Genomic DNA, 19,521 nt, shown 5'->3' with positions numbered 1-19,521 from the left:
AATCAGTTAGACAAAAAGCCAGTAAGCTTAGACATTATGTCCCACTAATATCATTTTTGTTTCCCATTTGTGGCATTTAGTTGACCTAAGGTGGCTTTTACTGGTTTTTGGGTTGAGGCGGTTACTCAAAATCCCCTAGTATGCAGCACTGTTTACATTTAGTGCCCTATAACAATATGAAAGCCGCTTTTAAAGTATCATCCTTATCCCTTGCTGTTAGTCTTTGTTTTAACGTCCACGCGAGTGAAATCAATCGCGATCCTTTGATGAATATTCAAGATGTGATTGTCGTTTACGGCGACGGTGGTCAAGCCAGTGATATGGCAACGACCCATTGGACTATTAGCCAAGATGATATACAGGCGTCAGGGGCGCAAACGCTAGATCAAGTCTTAAACAATGTGCCTGGTGTTTATGTACGAGTCGGTGGCGATGGTACTCCTAGAGTGGATATTCGCGGCTTTAAAACTCGTCATGTGACTTTGTTAGTCAATGGCGTGCCTATGAGTAGCGCTGAAGATGGTCAGTTTGACCCAAGCATGATACCTACCAGCCAAATAGCTTCGGTTGAGGTTTCTGTCGGCCCGACATCTGTCCTTTATGGCCCAAGTGGCGCTGGCGGCGTGATCAATATTATCACTAAGCAGGGCGGCTCCGCGCCAGCGTTAGCAGGCAGCATTGAGACTGGCAAACAAGATACCTTAAATGGCGATATTAGCGCCGCAGGTTCCGGTGACAATTGGCAAGGGCTGGTTAGTGTTAGCCATCAACAAACCGATGGTTACCCTATGTCGGGAGATTTTATCCCAACGCAATTCCAAAATGGCGATGTGCGGGCAAACTCAGATAAAAAAGCCACCAATATCTATGCACAAGGCAGTTATTGGTTATCAGATCAGACTCAGTTAATTGCTAACATGGCGCTAACGAGCGGCGAATGGGGCAAACCGCCGCGTGATGGCACTGGTAGCGCTAAGCCCAAATTTGAACGCACCGATGATTATGACGCTCACACCTTCCAGTTAGGTTTAGCCCATCAATTTGATGAGACCTTTACCTTGCGCGGATTTGGCTATCACAATCAAAGCGATAGCTTAGAAACCACCTATGCTGATGAAACTTATCAAGCACTGACTAAGTCACAAGATGGACGCTCAGTTGTTCAAGGTCTCAATCTGCAACTGATCACTAATTTGCAGACAGCGGGAATACTGACCACCTCAGTTATTGCTGAAAATCAACGCTGGAAATCAGTGTCTGAGACCTATAAAAAAGATAAAGCCGCAGGTGGTGGTAATGGCTCAGGTGGTGGTAATGGCTCGGGCAGCGGTAACGGCTCAGGTGGCAATGAGAGCATCAATGATTCTGCTTGGTTGTATACGTTAGCGGCTGAATATCAGTATCAATCTGAACATAAGTACGGCTTCACATTAGGCGGCGCTTATCACTCGCTTGATGCTAACGAAGGCTCAGATAGCAACTACTCAGCTATGGCGTCGAGCTATTGGCAAGTAGCTGAAGATTCACGCTTAAGCATGAGTGTTGCGCGTAAAGTGCGCTTCCCATTGATGGTGAACTTATATTCGCAGCAATCAGGCAACCCCAATTTAGAGGCGGAAGAATCACAGCATGTTGAATTAGGTTTACAGCAGGACTTGCCTGCCAGCACAGATTTCTCCCTCTATGGCTATTACACAGATGCCAAAGATTACATAGCTAAAGACGCCAAAGGTTTTTACCAAAACATGGGTCGCTATCGATTTAAAGGGGTAGATTTCCAGGCGAATAATCGTGAAATAGAGCATTTAGATTTGAGCTTTTCCTATAGCTACCTCGATGCAGAAGAAGTAGAGAGCACGACTGGCATAGATACTTTGCAATATCGACCACGCCATCAGTTACGCTGGCAGCTCAGTTATGAATTTCCGTTAGAAACTCAAATTCACTTCAATGTTGAGCGTATTTTGGATCAAGTGTATGCCACGCAACTGAAAGTTAACGGTCAAAACCTGTATCAAGAGCAATCACTGGGTAACTACACCTTAGTGGATGTGAACTTAGTGCAGCCATTAATCCGTGACAAGTTGGAAGTGTATCTGCGGGCAACCAATTTGCTTGATGAAAATTACTATCAGAGCGAAGCCTTGCCACAAGCAGGACGCCAAGTATTTGTTGGTGTGAATTGGCAAATCTAGCATGGCACTGCTCACACTAAATGCGGTTAGTATCAAATATAACCGCTTGCTGCCACCGGTATTGCAGGCAATTAACTTAACGATTGCGAAAGGCCAGTGCCATTGTGTGAGTGGCCCAACAGGCTCGGGGAAATCGAGCCTGCTCAATCTCTTGGCCGGCGCGCATGATAGCCCTTATGAAGGTGAGATTACGCGCGCGCCCAATCTCATCACTGGATTAGTCATGCAAGATCCACAAACTCAGCTCCTGCGCCAAACCGTTGGGGCTGAGGTGGCTTTTGCCTTAGAAAATCTCAGCATACCGTCTGATCAGATGTTAACTAAAGTGCAAGTGGCACTCGCGCAAGTGGGCTTAAAGGTTAGCGTTAATACTCCAGTCAATACCTTATCCCTTGGGCAAAAATATCGCTTAATGCTTGCCGCCCAATTAGTATGCGAGCCGCAGTTACTCTTGCTCGATGAACCTTGGGCGCAATTAGATGATCAAGGAGTGTGCGAGCTATTAGTGGTACTGCAACAGTTATTGCAATCAGGCATGGCGCTGGTGTTGGTTGAACATAACACCACAGCTTTTGCTGAAATTATTCATCATCATTGGCATCTTGAAGCCGGTAAATTATGGCAAGGGGCATATAAGAATAACGAGCCTGAAGACATTACGCAGCCAGCGTTCAAAGACCATCAACAGCAGCCAACACTCATATGGGATCAGGTCGTAAGCGCTGATGGCTTTGATTTTGCCTTCGATACTCACTCATGCCTATTTAGTTGCCCGAAGGGATTCATTTTACGTTCAGGCGAGATAGTTAGCCTAGTTGGCGCTAACGGTTCAGGTAAAACCAGCCTATTAAAATCCATGGCAGGAATGCTGAATTTACAAACCGATTTGCCGCTTACCGTATTAGGGCAAGTGCCTAAGCTTGGCATTTTTGGCGCCCAGTTCGGGCTATTAATGCAGCGGCCAAGTCGGCAACTATTTGAAACTACAGTGCTAGCAGAATTGCAATTTAGCCTAAAGCGCTTTGCATTACCGCAAGAGCGGGCAATGCAATGGTTAACAGACTTAGATTTACTGAGCTTAGCGCAGCGCTCTCCCCACACTTTATCTTATGGCCAACAGCACTTAGTGGCCTTGGCATCATTGGCCTGTTTGCAGCCTAAAGTACTGCTATTAGATGATCCGCTCGCGGGCATGGATAAACATTATTCGGCCAAGGTATGGTATTTACTGCAGCGCTTAAGCACCGAAGGCTGCGGCATTTTACTCACTAGCCATAGAGAGATTAACCATAAGGCAATTTCAAGACAGTTGAACTTACGCAAAGGCCAATTAGTTGCAGCGCTAAAAGATGAAGCTATCACGCAGGAAGGTAATTCTTATGCGCTGTAGCGGCCAATATCAACGTCTGCGGCAGTATTGGCGCTGCCAGCGCGCGCAAACAGTTATCTGCGCGTTATCCTTGCTGTTGGTTTGCGTGTTATCAGCCTGCGCCTTTTTACTGCCGACAGCTTTGCTCTGGCCACTGGCTGTGATTAACGGCTTGCTAGTGATCCACGGCTTACTGCGCCGCGCCAGCATTTGGGGGCTGATTAAGCTTGCTATGGTGCAGCTTGGCATCACCTTAAGCTTGTATTTACTGCTTTATGGTTCATCGCAATTAACCCAAGGCGCACTTGTGGTTGCACGCATTATGCTCGCCACTATTCCCGGGTGGTGGCTGTGTATTACCGCAGCGCCCGAGCGCATCGGCGCCGTATTAAGTGGTTTTTTACCGACTAAATGGGCCTTTGTGGTTGCTGCCTCATTACATTTATTGCCTTACATGGCTAATGAAATTCGAGAAATCTATCAAATCCAGTGTTTGCGTGGCGCGCGCATTACGCCCAAAGCACTGCGACACCCTAAAAACTGGTCTGAGTTAGTGTACTGCGTGCTATTTCCTGTACTTATTCAGCTGCTTAAATTATCACGCCAAATGGCCATTGCCGCGCAAACTCGCCACTTTGGTGTAAGCGCGCAGCCAACCCATTGGCATTCACCACGAGACAACTATGACTAAAAAAATCACCTTGAGTTTGCAAGACTCTCTCTTTATTGGCTTTTGTGCCACCTTGCTCGTGGCTTTAACCGGAATGTTAAGGCTAAAGCTCGGCTTGTCGGGCCACAGTATGTTTTTAATGTGCTTTTTTTATCTTATTTGCTATGGCGTGCTTAGGCGTTTTGGCAGCATGACGGCTTGCGGCGTGATTGCTGGCATTGTCGCTATGGCGCTAGGAGTAGGCAAGGGCGGGCCGATGATTTTACTTAAGTTTGCCTTGCCAGCAGTAGCTATGGATCTGGTGGCATTAGTTTTACCTTTGGCAATGAACATACATTGGCGCTGCGTGATCCTCGGGATTGCCGGTTGTATTGCATGGGGGCTAAAAGTGGCACTCACCAACATATTGGCAGGAATGGCCATCGATGCAGTGCTCATTCAATGGGGCTTTAGCATACTTAAAGGCGGATTTTTTGCCACATTGGCAGCTCTGTTAGTGCCACCAGTGTTAGCGAGATTACAAGCTCACGGCCTACTTCGCCTTGATAAATTTTAACCACTTAGGAATACATATGAAAAATTGGCTGATTTGTATCGATGATACCGATGATATAGGCACTAAAGGCACAGGGGAAATTGCCGAAGAAATCGCCCAACGCTTAGTTGCTATTAGTGGCGGCAGCGCCTCGTTTATCACGCGCCATCAATTATTTGTGCACCCAGATATTCCCTACACATCCCACAACAGTGCAATGTGCTTTGCACTCAATTCACCATTAACGCTGGCGCAAATCCATCAACATGCGAGTGCGCATTTGCTGGTTGAGTCAGCCTTAGCCGCCGACCCTGGGCTTGCTATTCTTGAGATGGAAAGTGAATTTGATGCCGCAGCCTTGATTGATTTTGGCCGCCGGGCAAAAGAAGAAGTGATCACTAAAGAGGCCGCTTATGCCTTAGCGCGGCAATTGAACATTTCACTGACTGAGCATGGCGGCACAGGCCAAGGGGTGATTGGCGCCTTAGCTGGGCTCGGACTACGCCTAATGGGCAGTGATGGCCGCGTTAAGGGTAAAATCAAATTAGGGCAGGCAGATGATGTCGCTTTAATGGTCAAAGTTGATGATATTGTCAAACAAACTGGGCTTGATAGCGTCATAAGCACAGATGGCCAACGCGTTGATTTTGATGAACAAGTGCAGCTAAAAGGCAAAGTAAAAGCTGTCTATCTTGAGCATGAATTTGTGCTTCTCGTTGAAAGGCGCGCTGGCGTCTGGGTTAACGCTGGTAAACAAACTCTTCAAGCGTACTAAGAGATTAGAGGTGAAGCCTATGACCCAACAAGCATTTGAATTACAAGGCGGTCGCTGGATATTTACAGCAGGTCTTGGCCAATATTTACTGGCGCAGCAAAGCGCAAAGCAGTGCAGTCGCTTTATCGCTGATGATGAAGATGAACAAGTTGATGATGAATTACGCTCTTGTTATAACTGCCAGTATCGGCGCTGGATGCCAACAAGGTTTGAGTGCCTAGCCATGAAGGCCAATGGCGCTAGTTAATGCAGCACTAAATATCAATGTCTGCATTCAATAAAGAGTTATCAGGTAACATGCTGCCTTTATGTTATCTGATAACCCATTTGTTATTTTTCAGCACTTATTTCCAGTACTCTTTCGCTATTTTTTCCAGAACCTTTTCAGTAAGTCCCAGCTATCTCAGTCATTGACCTTGTGCCCCTTAACAGAACATTTTCTAGCAGAAGATGTTTTACAGGCGTTGGAGCAGTATTTTGATGCACTTGATTTACGCTGCGTTAAAAATAGCTGTGGAGATATTCAAGAATTCTGCGGTGTCATTAAGGTAATATTGAAATGTTATTCACTTCACCAAGTGCTCGCGGACAAGGTATAGGCACAATGTTAACAAACCATGCGATTAAAGAGCAGGGTGCATATAAGGTCGACGTTAATGAGCAAAATCCGCTGGCGCTAAGTTTTACCAACATAAGGGCTTTAACGTTATAGAGCGTTCACCTGTCGATCGTTAAGAAAGCCTTATCCACTCTTGCTTATGACGCTGTAAACTAACTTATCATAATGAACCAGCCCAAGTAGGCCTAGTTAACACAGCGGTGGAAAGGTCATGATAAGCATTAGAAAATATTCAGAATCAGATGCTCCAGCTTTGTGGTCACTCTTTTATCACGCTGTTCGTAAGATAAATATCCGTGACTATTCCCAAGCACAAGTAGCAGCCTGGGCTTCGAATGAATTTAGCGCTGAGATATGGCAGCAAAAGATGAATGCACTCTCGCCTTTTGTTGCTGAAATTGCAGGTGTGATAGTAGGCTATGCCGACCTTCAAGACAATGGATTGATTGATCATTTCTTTTGTCATCACGAGCATCAAAGTAAAGGCGTTGGACGCTGCTTAATGGAACATTTGCTAAGGGTAGGTGAGTTACAAGGGATCGCTCGCTTCCAATCAGAGGTTAGCATTACGGCGCGGCCCTTCTATGAGAAGTTTGGTTTTACGCTGGTAAAACAACAAACCGTGGCCATTTGTGGTCAAACACTGGATAACTTCCTGATGGAGAAAGTCATGCCGAATGTGATTGAAACAAGTCGCTAACTAACAAGGGAAGGAAACTGTGTGCTAGAAGATTATGAACATCAATGTGTGGCCTTCATTCAAGCAGAAATGAAGCAAGATTTAGCCCATGACTTAAACCATGTGCTGCGTGTCGTTAAAACAGCCAAATACTTGTGCGCCATTGAAGGGGCTAAACTTGACGTTGTCGTACCAGCGGCCTATCTCCATGATTGCTTTACATACCCTAAGGATCACCCAGATAGAGCCAAAAGCTCACTGATTGCGGCAGACAAGGCTCTGGAATTTTTAGTTAATATTGGTTATCCAAAGCAATATCATCAGGATATAAAGCATGCGATTGTGGCTCATAGCTTTAGCGCCAGCCGTTTAAACAGCAGCGGTTTAAGTACTAGTGCTAAAGCCCAAACACTGGAAGCACAGATAGTTCAAGACGCCGATAGACTTGATGCCTTAGGCGCTATTGGAATATCTCGCTGTATCCAAGTCAGTAGCATGCTAGGTAGAGCTTTGTATGATGCGCATGACCCATTTTGTACTGAACGTGAACCCAATGACAGCTTGCACACAATCGATCATTTCTATACCAAACTATTTAAGCTGGCTGACACCATGAATACGGCTGCCGCCAAGATTGAAGCCAATAAGAGAACGGCATTTATGAAAGCTTATTTAACGCAACTCGGTTTAGAAATGTAGCTTTAGGTGAATAAACGGCAGAATAGGGCTGTTGTGTCGTGGATATTTTAATCGCATTGACGCAAATTTGACTCAGAATGGGTTAATAAAGAACCTATAGGACACTAACAATCTAGGCTAACCATCTAAAATAAAAGGGAAATTATGCAGCATGGAAATCAAAATCGATGATTTAGCTACTGATGAAGTTATCCTGTTACTTAACGAACACTTGGCCGATATGTATGCCACATCGCCAGCAGAAAGCGTTCATGCGTTAGATGTTGCTGCACTAAAAGCCCCTGAAATTACCTTTTTTAGCGCTTGGATGAATGGCCAATTGCAAGGTTGCCTTGCTATCAAGGAGTTAAGTTCGCAGCATATTGAACTTAAATCGATGCGAACTGCAAATTCTGCCCGTAAGTCTGGCGTTGCTACCAAGTTACTATACGGCAATAGACAGAGGCTATCAGCAAGTCAGTTTAGAAACCGGCTCTCAAGATTTCTTCACGCCAGCTAGAAACCTATACGAAAAATTTGGCTTCACATATTGCCAACCATTTGCAGATTATCAAGCGGATCCTCATAGCCATTTCATGACTAGAATACTGGCAGACAAATTCAGATAACAAACAAAGGAAAGGACTCAATTATTGCACCAAAACTTCAATCAATTGATCATGTTCATATTTACGTAGCTAATCGCGAATTATCTGAGCAATGGTATAACAATGTTCTTGGGTTACATTGGGAAAAGAGCTTAGCGTTTTGGGCAAAAAATGGCGGTCCATTAACGATTACCAACGATGAAGGCAGCATTCATCTTGCATTATTTGAATCTGTCCGCAATCAAGCTTCAGTGGTCGCATTTTCCGTGTCTGGCAAAGAATACATAGAATGGTATTCACATTTAAAAGATCTAGGAATCGAGGTTCACCATAATGATCATGATGTATCTTGGTCTGTCTATTTCAAAGATCCAGACAATAATCCTTATGAAATAACAAGTTATGACTATGAACTCATAAAGCAGGCTTTAAATCATAATAACTAAAATAAAAGCTTAGAAGGCACAGGACCTGATGTACTGAATTAAACATAGAACCAATTTAACATAATATACATTGTGCGCAGCCCTAGGGGTGGGAATATGGGGAAGACTCGGGCAAAAATGCGCCCCTATTAAGAACGCTTGGTATCAAGTGACACGTATTAAATGAGGGCGTTCAAAATTCTGTGTCAGGCTAATTTTTAAATTTCTAGCACGCTATCTAAACGCCCTTCAAAATAAATCGCTAACTGAGATAAACAAAGGCTCCAATTGTGGATTGGCATGGTCCATTTATCTGAGGCGTTTAATATGCCTGCATAAAGTAGCTTCAACAAGCTATTTTCATTAGGAAAAGCACCTTTGGTTTTGGTGAGCTTTCTAAATTGGCGATGTACCGCCTCAACGGCATTGGTCGTGTAAATCACTTTCCTGATATGTTCTGGGTACCTAAAATAATGGGACAAATTATGCCATTTGCGACGCCAAGAGTTGATTACCAGCGGATAAGCATCACCCCATTTGGCCTCCAGTTCGTCCAATGCCATCTCTGCGGCTTCTTTACTCACGGCTCGATACACAGGCTTTAAATCAGCCATAAACGCTTTCTGATGTTTTGAGGCGACATACTTCATTGAGTTGCGGATCTGGTGGATAACACATAGCTGTGTTTCCGTATTAGGGAAGATACTGGCTATCGCCTCAGGGAAACCGGTCAAGCCGTCAACACAGGCGATAAGAATATCTTTTACACCACGATTATTAAGATCGGTCAGTACGGATAGCCAGTAATTAGCGCCTTCATTTTCGGATAAATGAAGCCCTAAAATTTCCTTTTTTCCTTTCATATTAAGCGCTAACAATGTGTAAACGGCTTTACTGACGTAACGCCCATCCTCTTTGACTTTATAATGTATCGCATCAAGCCAAACGATAGGATAATGGCTATCTAATGGGCGCTGTTGCCACGCTTTAAGTTCGGGGATGAGTTTATCAGTGATAGCACTGACTGTTGCGTTAGATACATTGATCCCATACATATCTTCAACATGTTGATTAATATCGCGATAGCTCATACCTATACTGAACATCGATAACACTTTACGTTCGATTTCATCGGTTAGCGTAGTTTGATTTTTCTTAATCAACTGAGGTTCAAAAGTGCCATTGCGGTCTCTAGGGGTGTCTAACTCAAAGTTACCGGACGGATGCTTAATGGTCTTAGGGGTTTTGCCATTTTTACGATTAGGCAGAGGATCATGCGCTAAATGCTGCTCAAGCTCAGCCTGGAGAGCCGCTTCAGTGAGTTGCTTGATCAGTGGACCAAGAATGCTGTCTTTACCTGTGAGGCTTTTACCTGACTGCAGATCTTTAAGGGCTTGTTCGAAGTTAAAAGGTTGGGTCATGTGTCATTCCTGTTTTTGAATATTTTACTGAAATGACACAGAATTATGAACACTACCTATTAAATTGAAATTTTATGAGTCCAGTGAGGACGCCAGTTTTTCGAAAGGTATTTTACTAAATTTGGATTGCCTTCGAACATTATTCTATTTCCAGAACTATAAGCAAGCGCTGATTGATCAACTTTATAACCTGCATTAATTGCAGCCTGAGTCAATACAGAAAGTAAACCTACATTATTACCATTTGTTGACTTTGCATCAAAAACTGCAAAATTGATATATCCACCTGACGTCGAACGCTCTCTTAAGTGAGCCATATTTATGTTAGTCATAATTTTTATTCCTAAACAACTTTTATTAAAGATATAGCTAATTACTTGTTTAGGGTGTTGCCGATACTAATGCTATATCCTATAGTGTCGACAACGGAATCCCGTTTACCTTCTAAGTAAAACAAGTAAATCGCTTACGATATACTTCCTTGTGACCAAGGCTCATTAACATGTGGAGTGTTAATGTGCTTTGGTTCCATTCATGATGAGCTATACCACTATATATAGTAGTAATCCCCAACTGAGACACCAAGATAAAGTGCTTTATGATTATTTGCAAGTTTGATCGTTTATAAAATTTATGGGCGCTTTTGTACAAATCAAGCTTTGGCAACTACTAACTTCCCAGTGAAATCATGAAGAATGTTTAGGGCTTCTGTTAATGTCTCACGATAAATGTTTAACCATTTTATATAGTTCATCGATTGGTGTTACGTAAGTTACTTAACATGCAGAACCAATTGCTGGTTCCACTTAAAGACATGGCAAACAATCATTGTAAGTAGCATTAAATGCTGGCTTACTAAGGTACGTTTTATACAGGTCTTGTTTGCTATACGATGGCGGCCTTACTTGGCTAAAACCCTTATATACTGTGGTTTCAATCTAAATTGCATCTTAATGCCAACCCTTAATGCCAACCCTTAATGCCAACCCATAGCAAGACTATATCAAGCGGCAAATGTTTCGAGATTTAATACCAATAAATAATGACCACAACGCTATGTGTTCCTATTAAATCAGCAAAACTCCTAAGCCAAGCCAGTAAAATTAGTCATGGCTTATCTATGCAGGATTGTGTGTTATTTCCATCCAAGGAATACCTTTCATGCTTAATGCCGATAAATAGCATTATCGGCATTAAAGGGTAACTGTGTTTTAAAACGTAAAGCTATTTTTTATGAAGTCACTCTTATTGATACGATAACCTTTGCTAAGTACAACAGATTTATGGTTGCCATAAGCACATCTTCAACAGTTGATAATTACATGTCACTTGCGCTTTTGAATATGAATAATCAGATTAGTAATTTTGCGCTGTTTCACCTTATAAATAGCTTCAAGCTTCCCACTAATTAACAATTTTACTCAGTGATACAACCACCCTGCCATTTGTACACACTATTAATCAATCACAGAGTTAACAATCATATAATCGTGGGATATTAGCATGGTTACCCGACTTAACTATCTTAATTAATAACGTAAATTTAAGTTTGCAAGCTTAGATGCCCTACCCAACTTGTAACTTAGCTATTAGGCTGCACGGACATCAATAGCAGTAATAAGGAAAGCAACGGCAATAAGATCAACCACTTCACCCTATCGCCCTTCTCAATCAATTCCCGCCAGGTTATCCATGACTTTGCCATAGGCCGATTGGTGACGCTCGACTTGACTGGTATGCAAGTATTTAGAGGTGGTATCAATACTGTCGTGGCCGGCATCGGCCTGTACATGGGACAGTGGCCGACGGTTAATATTAATGTCGTGCGTAATACCAGTATGACGAATGTTATGGGCGCTCATATTGGCTATCTGCCTCGCATCTTCATCTAAATCATCCGCCCTAGCCTGCTCGGCTGCTAAGTTGATAACTTGCTGCACTTCTTCGCGCAGTTGGCGGATCCCTAAGTTGGCATTCAGTACACCGGCTTCTCTGCCGCGGGCGGCGGCGCGGTGGCGAATAAACAAAGGCGTGTCTTCGCCAGCCGTTGGCAATTGAGATAATCCCAGTGATAACCGATAACGGCTTAACGCCTGCATCATGGCATTGGAAATGGCCACACTGCGACGTTTGCCCCCTTTTGATATAGGCACATGAAAAGACCACACACCGGTTTGGGTATTACGTCGAAACTGCCCCATCACAGGGGTAAAACCTGCGCGGGCAGATACTTCTGAAATTCTGAGGTAACAGGCATAAAGCAAACTAATCAGAAACAAACTGCGCTCACCGGTTTTAGGGTCAGTTTTCGCCAGCTTTTCGGCTGCGGCCATAACATAAGACCATTGCAGCTCAGTAAATGCAGGTAAATCATCATCCTCTTGCAAGGCAAAGTTACGATTGCGGCTGTAGCGGCTGTGGTTCATCCAGATTTGTGCAGGATTTCGGTCGCACGCTTCTTCACCTAGCAAGTAGGTATAAAAGGAGGATAAAATGGCAATTTTGGTTTTGAGCGCATTTTCACTTAATTGATAAGCTTGCTCAACGCCGCCGACTTTTTTAGCCACAAATGGGCGCCATGCAGGATTAGGAAAACGCTCGCCACTGGCTTTATCTTGTTTAAATTGCGCCAAGGTGACATGGCCTATCACATCACTAGGCGGTGACTGGCAGTAATTAACATATTGGGCAATATCGCGCCGACTAAAATAGCAAGGCGATGCTTGATGAACATCAAAACACCAATGCAAAAAGCAGGTCAATTCACTGCGATAGGCTTTGAAGTTATTCTCATGGTTAAGCTGCTCACTTAACCAATCATGGGCATGTTCATAGACAAGCAGAGCTTCATCTATGGCGTTAAGCGATAAACGAGTGACATGAGCATTGACATGGCTATTACCCGCCATAAAAAATTGCGCCGTTTCAAATAGCGGCATCACAGGAGGATAAATCATTGAAAGCCCCGAAAATTCAAGATTATACCTCATACTTAATTGGCGCTGCTGCCTTTTAATCACAATTGGCTGACTAACCCCTTCTATCAGGCTTAAGTGATTACTGCGCGGTTTGCTTAAGGGCGTCGCAATCTATGGCATGTTTACAGGTTTGCAAACACATTTGCCATAATTGCTGCTTAGTTTGTGCATCCAGCGCACTTAGCTCTGCCACACACACATGCCCTTGTGATAACAGTCGCGCTAATGTGGCAGTTGATATGCCAACATTCAGCCTTGCGGGCGTATTCGGGTTATCTGTCACTAATTCAATTGAAATCATAGGGGTTACTCCTTGCGATCGTTTGCAAATGATAATCAATATCACTTGTGGATTCAACTGAAATCCTGTGTTTACCAAGAAGCCAGCCCAGGATTGAACTACACTGACGATAGGATGAATCAATAATAAAAGGACTTGTTGTTATGCCATTTCAATTAGCCATGAAAACTCCACTTTTCTTACGGCGCCGCTCTGAACAAACAACAGATGAATCCAACCGCTGGAAAATCTTAGTGGTCGATGATGAGCCTGATGTTCATACCGTTACTAAACTTGCCCTTTCGCGCTTCAAACTTGACAACCAAGGCATTGAATTTATTAATGCTTATACCAGCGAGCAAGCCAAAGAAATCCTAAGTGTTCATCCTGATATTGCCATTGCTTTTATTGATGTGGTGATGGAAAGCGATCATGCTGGGCTTGAACTGATTAAATGGATTCGCCACACCTTGGGCAATAAACGGGTACGTTTAATTTTACGTACCGGCCAACCAGGGCAAGCGCCCGAAGAAGAAGTGTTGGTTAATTATGATATCAATGATTACAAAGCCAAGGCTGAACTAGACTCACGCAAACTAACCACTTGTGTGTTCTCTGCCCTGCGCTCTTATCGTGATTTGCTTGAAATTGATAAAGCGCGCTTGCAGCAACAAAAGCAGCGCCAAGGATTAGAGCGTGTCATCAGCTCAACCTCAGGTTTGTATGAACTGCGCTCGATGCAAAAATTCAGCGATGGCCTACTTAATCAATTAGCTAGCCTACTTGAAATCGACAGTGAAGCCTTATTACTCACGAACAATTGCCTCGATGCCATTTGCGATAATGCCAAATTAACTGTGATAGCTGGCACGGGCAAGTTCAGAGACTTAACTAGCCAAAAAATCCCCAAAGACATAGAGAAATTGTTAATCGAAGCGATGGAACAAAAATCATGCTTGTATGGTGAGGATTACTTCGTCGGCTATTTCCCTTCCCGCTCGGGCCCGGTCAATTTATTTTACATAGATTCGATGGCAACTCTAAGTGATGATGATAAGCGTTTGATTGATTTATTTGCGCTTAATGTCGGCATCGCGTTTGATAATCTATTAATCAATAAGGAACTTGAGCAATCACAATCGGAAATCATTATTCATCTTAGCTATCTCATTGAGCGGCGCGATCCTAATGCCACGGGTCATATTCGCCGCGTGGCTGAAATAAGTTATCAGCTGGCTAAAATAATCGGTATGCCAGAATTTGAAGCCAATTTACTCAAACATGCCGCGCCCTTGCATGACATAGGCAAATTATTGATTGATGAGCAGCTATTAACTAAAAAAGGCGGTCTAGATGACAGTCAATGGCACTCCATGCAACAACATGCGCAGCTCGGCAGCGACATTTTAGGTTTTTCCGATAAGCCCATGGTGAAACTCGCCGCGATTCTGGCAAGTCAACATCATGAAAAATACGATGGTAGTGGCTATCCACAAGGCTTAGTTGGGGAAGACATTAGTATACATGCGCGCATTATGGCGCTCGCCGATGTGTTTGACAGCTTAACCCACGACAGTAGCTATAAGGTGGCATGGCCGCGCGATGAAGCAATCAAATACATTCGTGCTAATAGTGGCAAACACTTTGACCCGTTACTGGTGAGTGCCTTGATAGAAAACATTCATGTTATCACCCATAACACTTAACTGGCTTGTGATTACGGCTAGCTGAGGTTAACTAGCCGTAATTTGTCACCAAGCGCTAATCCGCAGTCTTAATTAGTGACATTGTCGGCTTTAAATTCAAACGTGGCTTGTTCAAGGGAGTTTTTGGCGCCAACTTTTAGCTGCCACACCATATAACCACTGCTACAACTGCCAAAGGTAAACGTCGCTTGATAGGTGTTTTTAGCTATCTCAGTGAAAAAAACTGGGATAGTGCCCATAAACATATCGCGACCTTCAATTACCGCGCTCAACTCTCCCAAGGGCTGCTCGGTAACTAGGGTGGCGGTAATAGGTTTTTCACTGGGCGCTGAGCTTGGCGTTAGCTGTAAACGTATTTTGTCAGGTCCAAAAGTACGCTCGCACTCGCTAGCGTTAAAGTCACACAACAACTCATCATCATTCGCAACAAGTGTATTAACTGACTCATTTTCACCACAGCCCGCGAGCAGGACTATTGCGACTAAACCACTGATAACATCACGACTTTGCAACATAAGGTTACACATTAACCTAGGGATCCAATTTGGTAACATTCTATGGCGTAATTTGACCAAGATCAAAGTTTTAGCGGTTTATCGAGTATCTTTTTTGATATAGCTCAAGTATTATCTGCAAGCCGTGATCTAATGCGCTAGTTATCCGGTAAAGCTTAGTGATAACAATGATGTTTTCGCTTCGAAAACTCATTATTGCCGCTATTTAAATAGGTGAGATTTAACCTCACTTTAGAACCATGTAAAAAGTAATAAGCAGTGGAAGCATAATAATGAATCATTCCCAGCCGTTAACAGGCGCTGATTACAATTACACCGTTGTCCGCCAATTTGCATTAACCACAGTGATGTGGGGTATTATTGGTATGTCTATCGGTGTGTTGATTGCGGCTCAGTTGATCTGGCCACAACTGAACTTTGACACCCCTTGGTTGACGTATAGTCGCTTGCGACCTCTTCATACCAATGCGGTGATTTTTGCGTTCGGAACTTCAGCCCTATTCGCCACGTCCTACTATGTAGTACAACGTACTTGTCAAACCATACTATTTGCACCTAAGTTAGCCGCATTTACGTTTTGGGGTTGGCAAGCCATCATCCTCTCAGCAGTAGTCACCTTGCCTTTAGGCATCACCAGCGGTAAAGAATACGCTGAATTGGAATGGCCTATCGATATCGCCATTACCTTAGTGTGGGTTTCTTATGCTGTGGTTTTCTTCGGTACAATAGTAAAACGCAGAACATCCCACATTTATGTGGCGAACTGGTTCTTCGGTGCGTTTATCATCACTGTCGCTGTGCTGCACATAGTTAACTCTATGGCAGTCCCTGTCAGCTTGTGGAAATCTTACTCACTTTACGGTGGCGCCGTTGATGCCATGGTGCAGTGGTGGTATGGCCACAATGCGGTAGGTTTCTTATTGACTGCAGGCTTCCTCGGTATGATGTACTACTTCGTGCCTAAGCAAGCCGGTCGCCCAGTTTACTCATACCGTTTATCGATTGTTCATTTCTGGGCATTGATAGCACTGTACATTTGGGCAGGTCCGCATCACCTTCATTATACCGCTCTGCCTGACTGGACTCAGTCATTAGGCATGGTGATGTCATTAATCTTATTCGCACCATCTTGGGGCGGTATGATTAACGGTATCATGACCTTATCAGGCGCTTGGCATAAGCTTAGAACTGACCCTGTACTGCGCTTCTTAGTGGTGTCTTTGTCATTCTACGGCATGTCGACCTTCGAAGGTCCGATGATGGCGATTAAGACAGTTAACGCCTTGTCGCATTACACTGACTGGACTATTGGTCACGTACACTCTGGTGCACTTGGCTGGGTAGCTATGGTCTCTATTGGTTCGTTATATCACTTAATTCCAGTGATCTATGGCCATGGCCGTATGTATTCGACCTCATTAGTGAATGTCCATTTCTGGTTAGCGACTGTGGGCACTGTGCTTTACATCGTTTCTATGTGGATTTCTGGGGTAATGCAGGGCTTGATGTGGCGCGCAGTGAACTCTGACGGTACTTTGACCTATAGCTTCGTTGAAAGCTTAGAAGCGTCTTACCCATTCTACTTCGTACGTTTCTTAGGTGGCTGTTTCTTCGTCACTGGTATGCTCATCATGGCATACAACGTATTCCGTACTGTTAAAGCTGACAAAGACACTCTGCCAGAGTTGTCTGATGCTCAAGCTGCTTAAGGAGGCGGAACGATGAAGTTTAATCATGAAATGATTGAAAAGAATATCGGCTTGCTGGGTATTCTGACTGTGTTAGCTATCAGTATCGGTGGTTTAGTGCAAATCACCCCGCTACTGTTCCAAAAAGACACCACAGAGCCTGTGGCAGGTCTGCGTCCCTATTCAGCGTTAGAGCTTGAAGGTCGTGACATTTATATCCGTGAAGGTTGTTATAACTGTCACAGCCAAATGATCCGTCCGCTGCGTGCTGAAACTGAACGTTATGGTCACTATTCGGTGGCGGGTGAATCTGTATGGGATCATCCGTTCCAGTGGGGTTCAAAGCGTACTGGTCCTGATCTGGCGCGCGTTGGTGGTCGCTATAGCGATAACTGGCACGAAGTTCATTTAATTGATCCACGTGCCGTGGTACCTCAGTCCAACATGCCAGGCTTCCCTTGGTTGATGGATAACGTACTGACCGGTGATAAGACTGCTGCCAAAATGGAAATTTTCCGTGGTTTTGGCGTGCCTTATACCGACGCTGATGTTGCTGGAGCACAAGCGGCTGTTGCTGGAAAAACAGAAATGCAAGCCATGATTGCTTACCTGCAATCACTGGGTCATGCACTCAAATAAGGAGGCAACTATATGGATTACGGCACATTACAGGGGATCATCACTATTGTTGTAATGCTGACCTTCGTCGGTATATTTGCTTGGGCTTATAGCTCGCGTCAGAAAAAAAGTTTTGAAGACGCAGCTAATCTGGTTTTTTCTGATGAAGAAATCCAGAAAATGAAGGACTCAGGAGAGCAAAAGCAATGAGTAGCTTCTGGAGCATATGGATCACTGTTCTCACCTTAATCGTGATTGCGGGTTGTGTATTATTATTGCGTGCATGCTCTAAAAATAACACCGGCATTGACGAAGGTAAGTCAATGGGCCACAGCTTTGACGGGATTGAAGAAATCAACAATCCGCTGCCAAAGTGGTGGAGTTACATGTTTTATATCACAGTGGTATTCGGCTTAGCCTATTTAGCCCTCTACCCTGGTTTAGGTAACTATAAAGGCCTATTGGGCTGGACCAGTTCGAACCAAGGTATTGGTACTGAGCAAGGCATTAAAGCTGAATCTGAGCAAGCCATTGAAGCGGCGAAAGCCTCTGGCATGTTAGTGCAGTATGACCGTGAAGTGGCTAGTGCCGATGCTAAATTTGGCCCTATCTTCGCAGCTTACGCCAACACGCCACTGGAAGAGTTAGTTAAGAACCCGGATGCTTTGAAAGTCGGTGGCCGTTTGTTCTTACAAAACTGCTCACAATGTCATGGTTCGGATGCTCGTGGTAGCACAGGCTTCCCTAACCTGACCGATGCTGATTGGCTCTATGGCGGCGATCTCAATACCATTAAGACCACGCTCCTCAATGGTCGCAATGGCATGATGCCACCTAAAGGCGGCTTACCTATTACTGACGGCGAGCTGTCAGGGTTAGTGGAATATGTGGTGTCCTTATCTGGTCGCCCACATAAAGCTGAATTAGCGGCTCAAGGCCAAGCCAGTTGGATGAAAGGCTGTTTTGCCTGTCATGGTATGGACGGTAAAGGTAACCAGTTAATTGGTGCGCCGAACCTGACTGACGATATCTGGTTATATGGCGGCAGTCGCGGTGCGATTGACCAAAGTATCGTACTTGGTCGTCATGGTGTGATGCCTGCTTGGAAAGACATTTTAGGTGAAGATAAGGTGCATGTAATTGCCGCTTATGTTTACAGCTTGTCTAATAAGTAAATATATTTGAAATCAATAGGCTCCGATCTAATTCGGAGCCTTTTTTTTCAGTGTAAACTCACACTTATGTGGGTAAAATAACAAAAACAAATAATAGGTAGAGTAATGAGCACACAACTAGCCTGGTATAAGCAGTTCTGGCCTTGGTTTCTCATTTTGTTGCCTGCCACAGTTGTGGTCGCCAGCTTAATCACCATGAAAATTGCAATTGATAACTCAGATTCTTTAGTGGCCGAAGATTATTACAAAGCCGGTAAGGCGATTAATATGGATCTCGGTAAAATTCAGCAGGCCAAGCAATTAGGCATGCAATTTAATCTCAAAGTGGTCAATGAGCAATTAATCATCACCCAGCACGGTGGCCCTGAATATCGCGCGGCCCTCAACGTCCGTTTCTATCATCCAACTATTGCCGAACGTGACCTGCAATTAATGGCGACCAGTGATGCCAGTGGCGCTTATCGCGTGACTATGGATGATATGGTCAATGGCGCGTGGGAAGTTCGCCTTGAAAGTTATGATGCTAAATGGCGCATACAACAACGTCTGCAATTAGCCAATAATGGCGAATATTGGTTGAACTAATT

General features: G+C 44.1%; 20 protein-coding genes and 1 pseudogene. 16 read left to right on the top strand and 5 right to left on the bottom strand.

From position 1 onward, the window contains the following. Positions 1-176: 176 nt before the first annotated feature. The 10 genes and pseudogenes from FJQ87_RS10375 to FJQ87_RS10330 all read left to right on the top strand — a co-directional run bounded on the left by FJQ87_RS10375 (position 177) and on the right by FJQ87_RS10330 (position 8,149). Positions 177-2,195 carry a TonB-dependent receptor gene (locus FJQ87_RS10375; RefSeq protein ID WP_140932573.1) on the top strand — a complete coding sequence of 673 codons (2,019 nt, stop codon included), beginning with the start codon at positions 177-179 and terminating at the stop codon, positions 2,193-2,195. Between the two features lies 1 nt (position 2,196). Then, entirely contained in the window at positions 2,197-3,585 is a 1,389-nt protein-coding gene (locus FJQ87_RS10370) for an ABC transporter ATP-binding protein (protein ID WP_140932572.1), read from the top strand. Further along, positions 3,575-4,255 (top strand): energy-coupling factor transporter transmembrane component T, encoded by a 681-nt coding sequence (locus tag FJQ87_RS10365; protein WP_140932571.1) that lies wholly within the window; start codon positions 3,575-3,577, stop codon positions 4,253-4,255. The genes FJQ87_RS10370 and FJQ87_RS10365 overlap by 11 nt, the downstream gene beginning before the upstream one ends. Continuing rightward, complete coding sequence (locus FJQ87_RS10360) at positions 4,248-4,790, top strand: core component of ECF transporter (protein WP_140932570.1); 543 nt, start codon at positions 4,248-4,250, stop codon at positions 4,788-4,790. The genes FJQ87_RS10365 and FJQ87_RS10360 overlap by 8 nt, the downstream gene beginning before the upstream one ends. A gap of 16 nt (positions 4,791-4,806) precedes the next feature. After that, positions 4,807-5,544 carry a DNA-binding protein gene (locus FJQ87_RS10355; protein ID WP_140932569.1) on the top strand — a complete coding sequence of 246 codons (738 nt, stop codon included), beginning with the start codon at positions 4,807-4,809 and terminating at the stop codon, positions 5,542-5,544. A gap of 19 nt (positions 5,545-5,563) precedes the next feature. Next, entirely contained in the window at positions 5,564-5,791 is a 228-nt protein-coding gene (locus FJQ87_RS10350) for a hypothetical protein (protein ID WP_140932568.1), read from the top strand. Positions 5,792-6,103: 312 nt separating this feature from the next. Then, the gene (locus FJQ87_RS19040) at positions 6,104-6,256 is read left to right on the top strand and encodes a GNAT family N-acetyltransferase (protein ID WP_346763950.1); all 153 of its coding nucleotides are present in this window, start codon (positions 6,104-6,106) and stop codon (positions 6,254-6,256) included. Positions 6,257-6,374: 118 nt separating this feature from the next. Beyond that, positions 6,375-6,863 carry a GNAT family N-acetyltransferase gene (locus FJQ87_RS10340; RefSeq protein ID WP_140932567.1) on the top strand — a complete coding sequence of 163 codons (489 nt, stop codon included), beginning with the start codon at positions 6,375-6,377 and terminating at the stop codon, positions 6,861-6,863. A gap of 69 nt (positions 6,864-6,932) precedes the next feature. Then, on the top strand, positions 6,933-7,541 hold the full coding sequence (locus FJQ87_RS10335; protein ID WP_140934071.1) for an HD domain-containing protein: 609 nt from the start codon (positions 6,933-6,935) through the stop codon (positions 7,539-7,541). 151 nt (positions 7,542-7,692) lie between these two features. Beyond that, a pseudogene (locus tag FJQ87_RS10330) lies at positions 7,693-8,149 on the top strand (GNAT family N-acetyltransferase). Positions 8,150-8,771: 622 nt separating this feature from the next. On the opposite strand, the gene FJQ87_RS10320 reads toward FJQ87_RS10330, so the two are convergent. From FJQ87_RS10320 to FJQ87_RS10305, 4 genes are all read right to left on the bottom strand, one after another. Further along, complete coding sequence (locus FJQ87_RS10320; protein WP_140929975.1) at positions 8,772-9,974, bottom strand: IS256-like element ISSod4 family transposase; 1,203 nt, start codon at positions 9,972-9,974, stop codon at positions 8,772-8,774. A gap of 59 nt (positions 9,975-10,033) precedes the next feature. Beyond that, positions 10,034-10,306 (bottom strand): hypothetical protein, encoded by a 273-nt coding sequence (locus FJQ87_RS10315; RefSeq protein WP_140932566.1) that lies wholly within the window; start codon positions 10,304-10,306, stop codon positions 10,034-10,036. Positions 10,307-11,641: 1,335 nt separating this feature from the next. Further along, the gene (locus FJQ87_RS10310) at positions 11,642-12,931 is read right to left on the bottom strand and encodes a site-specific integrase (RefSeq protein WP_140932565.1); all 1,290 of its coding nucleotides are present in this window, start codon (positions 12,929-12,931) and stop codon (positions 11,642-11,644) included. Positions 12,932-13,031: 100 nt separating this feature from the next. Beyond that, entirely contained in the window at positions 13,032-13,253 is a 222-nt protein-coding gene (locus FJQ87_RS10305) for a hypothetical protein (RefSeq protein ID WP_140932564.1), read from the bottom strand. Between the two features lie 143 nt (positions 13,254-13,396). On the opposite strand from FJQ87_RS10305, the gene FJQ87_RS10300 reads away from it, so the two are divergent. Then, a complete protein-coding gene (locus FJQ87_RS10300) occupies positions 13,397-14,938 on the top strand; it encodes a DUF3369 domain-containing protein (protein ID WP_140932563.1) in 1,542 nt (513 codons plus the stop codon). 68 nt (positions 14,939-15,006) lie between these two features. Here FJQ87_RS10300 and FJQ87_RS10295 read toward each other — a convergent pair whose 3' ends face one another. After that, positions 15,007-15,453, bottom strand: coding sequence for a hypothetical protein (locus tag FJQ87_RS10295; RefSeq protein ID WP_140932562.1), 447 nt, complete (start codon positions 15,451-15,453; stop codon positions 15,007-15,009). A gap of 269 nt (positions 15,454-15,722) precedes the next feature. Between FJQ87_RS10295 and ccoN the strand changes: the two genes are divergently transcribed. The 5 genes from ccoN to FJQ87_RS10270 all read left to right on the top strand — a co-directional run bounded on the left by ccoN (position 15,723) and on the right by FJQ87_RS10270 (position 19,519). After that, a complete protein-coding gene (ccoN, locus tag FJQ87_RS10290) occupies positions 15,723-17,162 on the top strand; it encodes a cytochrome-c oxidase, cbb3-type subunit I (RefSeq protein ID WP_140932561.1) in 1,440 nt (479 codons plus the stop codon). Positions 17,163-17,174: 12 nt separating this feature from the next. Next, on the top strand, positions 17,175-17,780 hold the full coding sequence (gene ccoO, locus FJQ87_RS10285) for a cytochrome-c oxidase, cbb3-type subunit II (protein WP_140932560.1): 606 nt from the start codon (positions 17,175-17,177) through the stop codon (positions 17,778-17,780). Between the two features lie 12 nt (positions 17,781-17,792). Next, the gene (locus tag FJQ87_RS10280; protein ID WP_140932559.1) at positions 17,793-17,969 is read left to right on the top strand and encodes a cbb3-type cytochrome c oxidase subunit 3; all 177 of its coding nucleotides are present in this window, start codon (positions 17,793-17,795) and stop codon (positions 17,967-17,969) included. Next, positions 17,966-18,934: a cytochrome-c oxidase, cbb3-type subunit III gene (gene ccoP / locus FJQ87_RS10275; protein ID WP_140932558.1), complete on the top strand. Its 969-nt coding sequence runs from the start codon at positions 17,966-17,968 to the stop codon at positions 18,932-18,934. Before FJQ87_RS10280 ends, ccoP begins: the two co-directional genes overlap by 4 nt. 105 nt (positions 18,935-19,039) lie before the next feature. Then, the gene (locus FJQ87_RS10270; RefSeq protein ID WP_140932557.1) at positions 19,040-19,519 is read left to right on the top strand and encodes a FixH family protein; all 480 of its coding nucleotides are present in this window, start codon (positions 19,040-19,042) and stop codon (positions 19,517-19,519) included. Positions 19,520-19,521 lie beyond the last annotated feature (2 nt).

The organism is Shewanella sp. SNU WT4 (assembly GCF_006494715.1).
Classification (GTDB): domain Bacteria; phylum Pseudomonadota; class Gammaproteobacteria; order Enterobacterales; family Shewanellaceae; genus Shewanella.
Note: the sequence above shows the minus strand (reverse complement) of the source record. Positions and strands in the feature narration are given on the sequence as shown.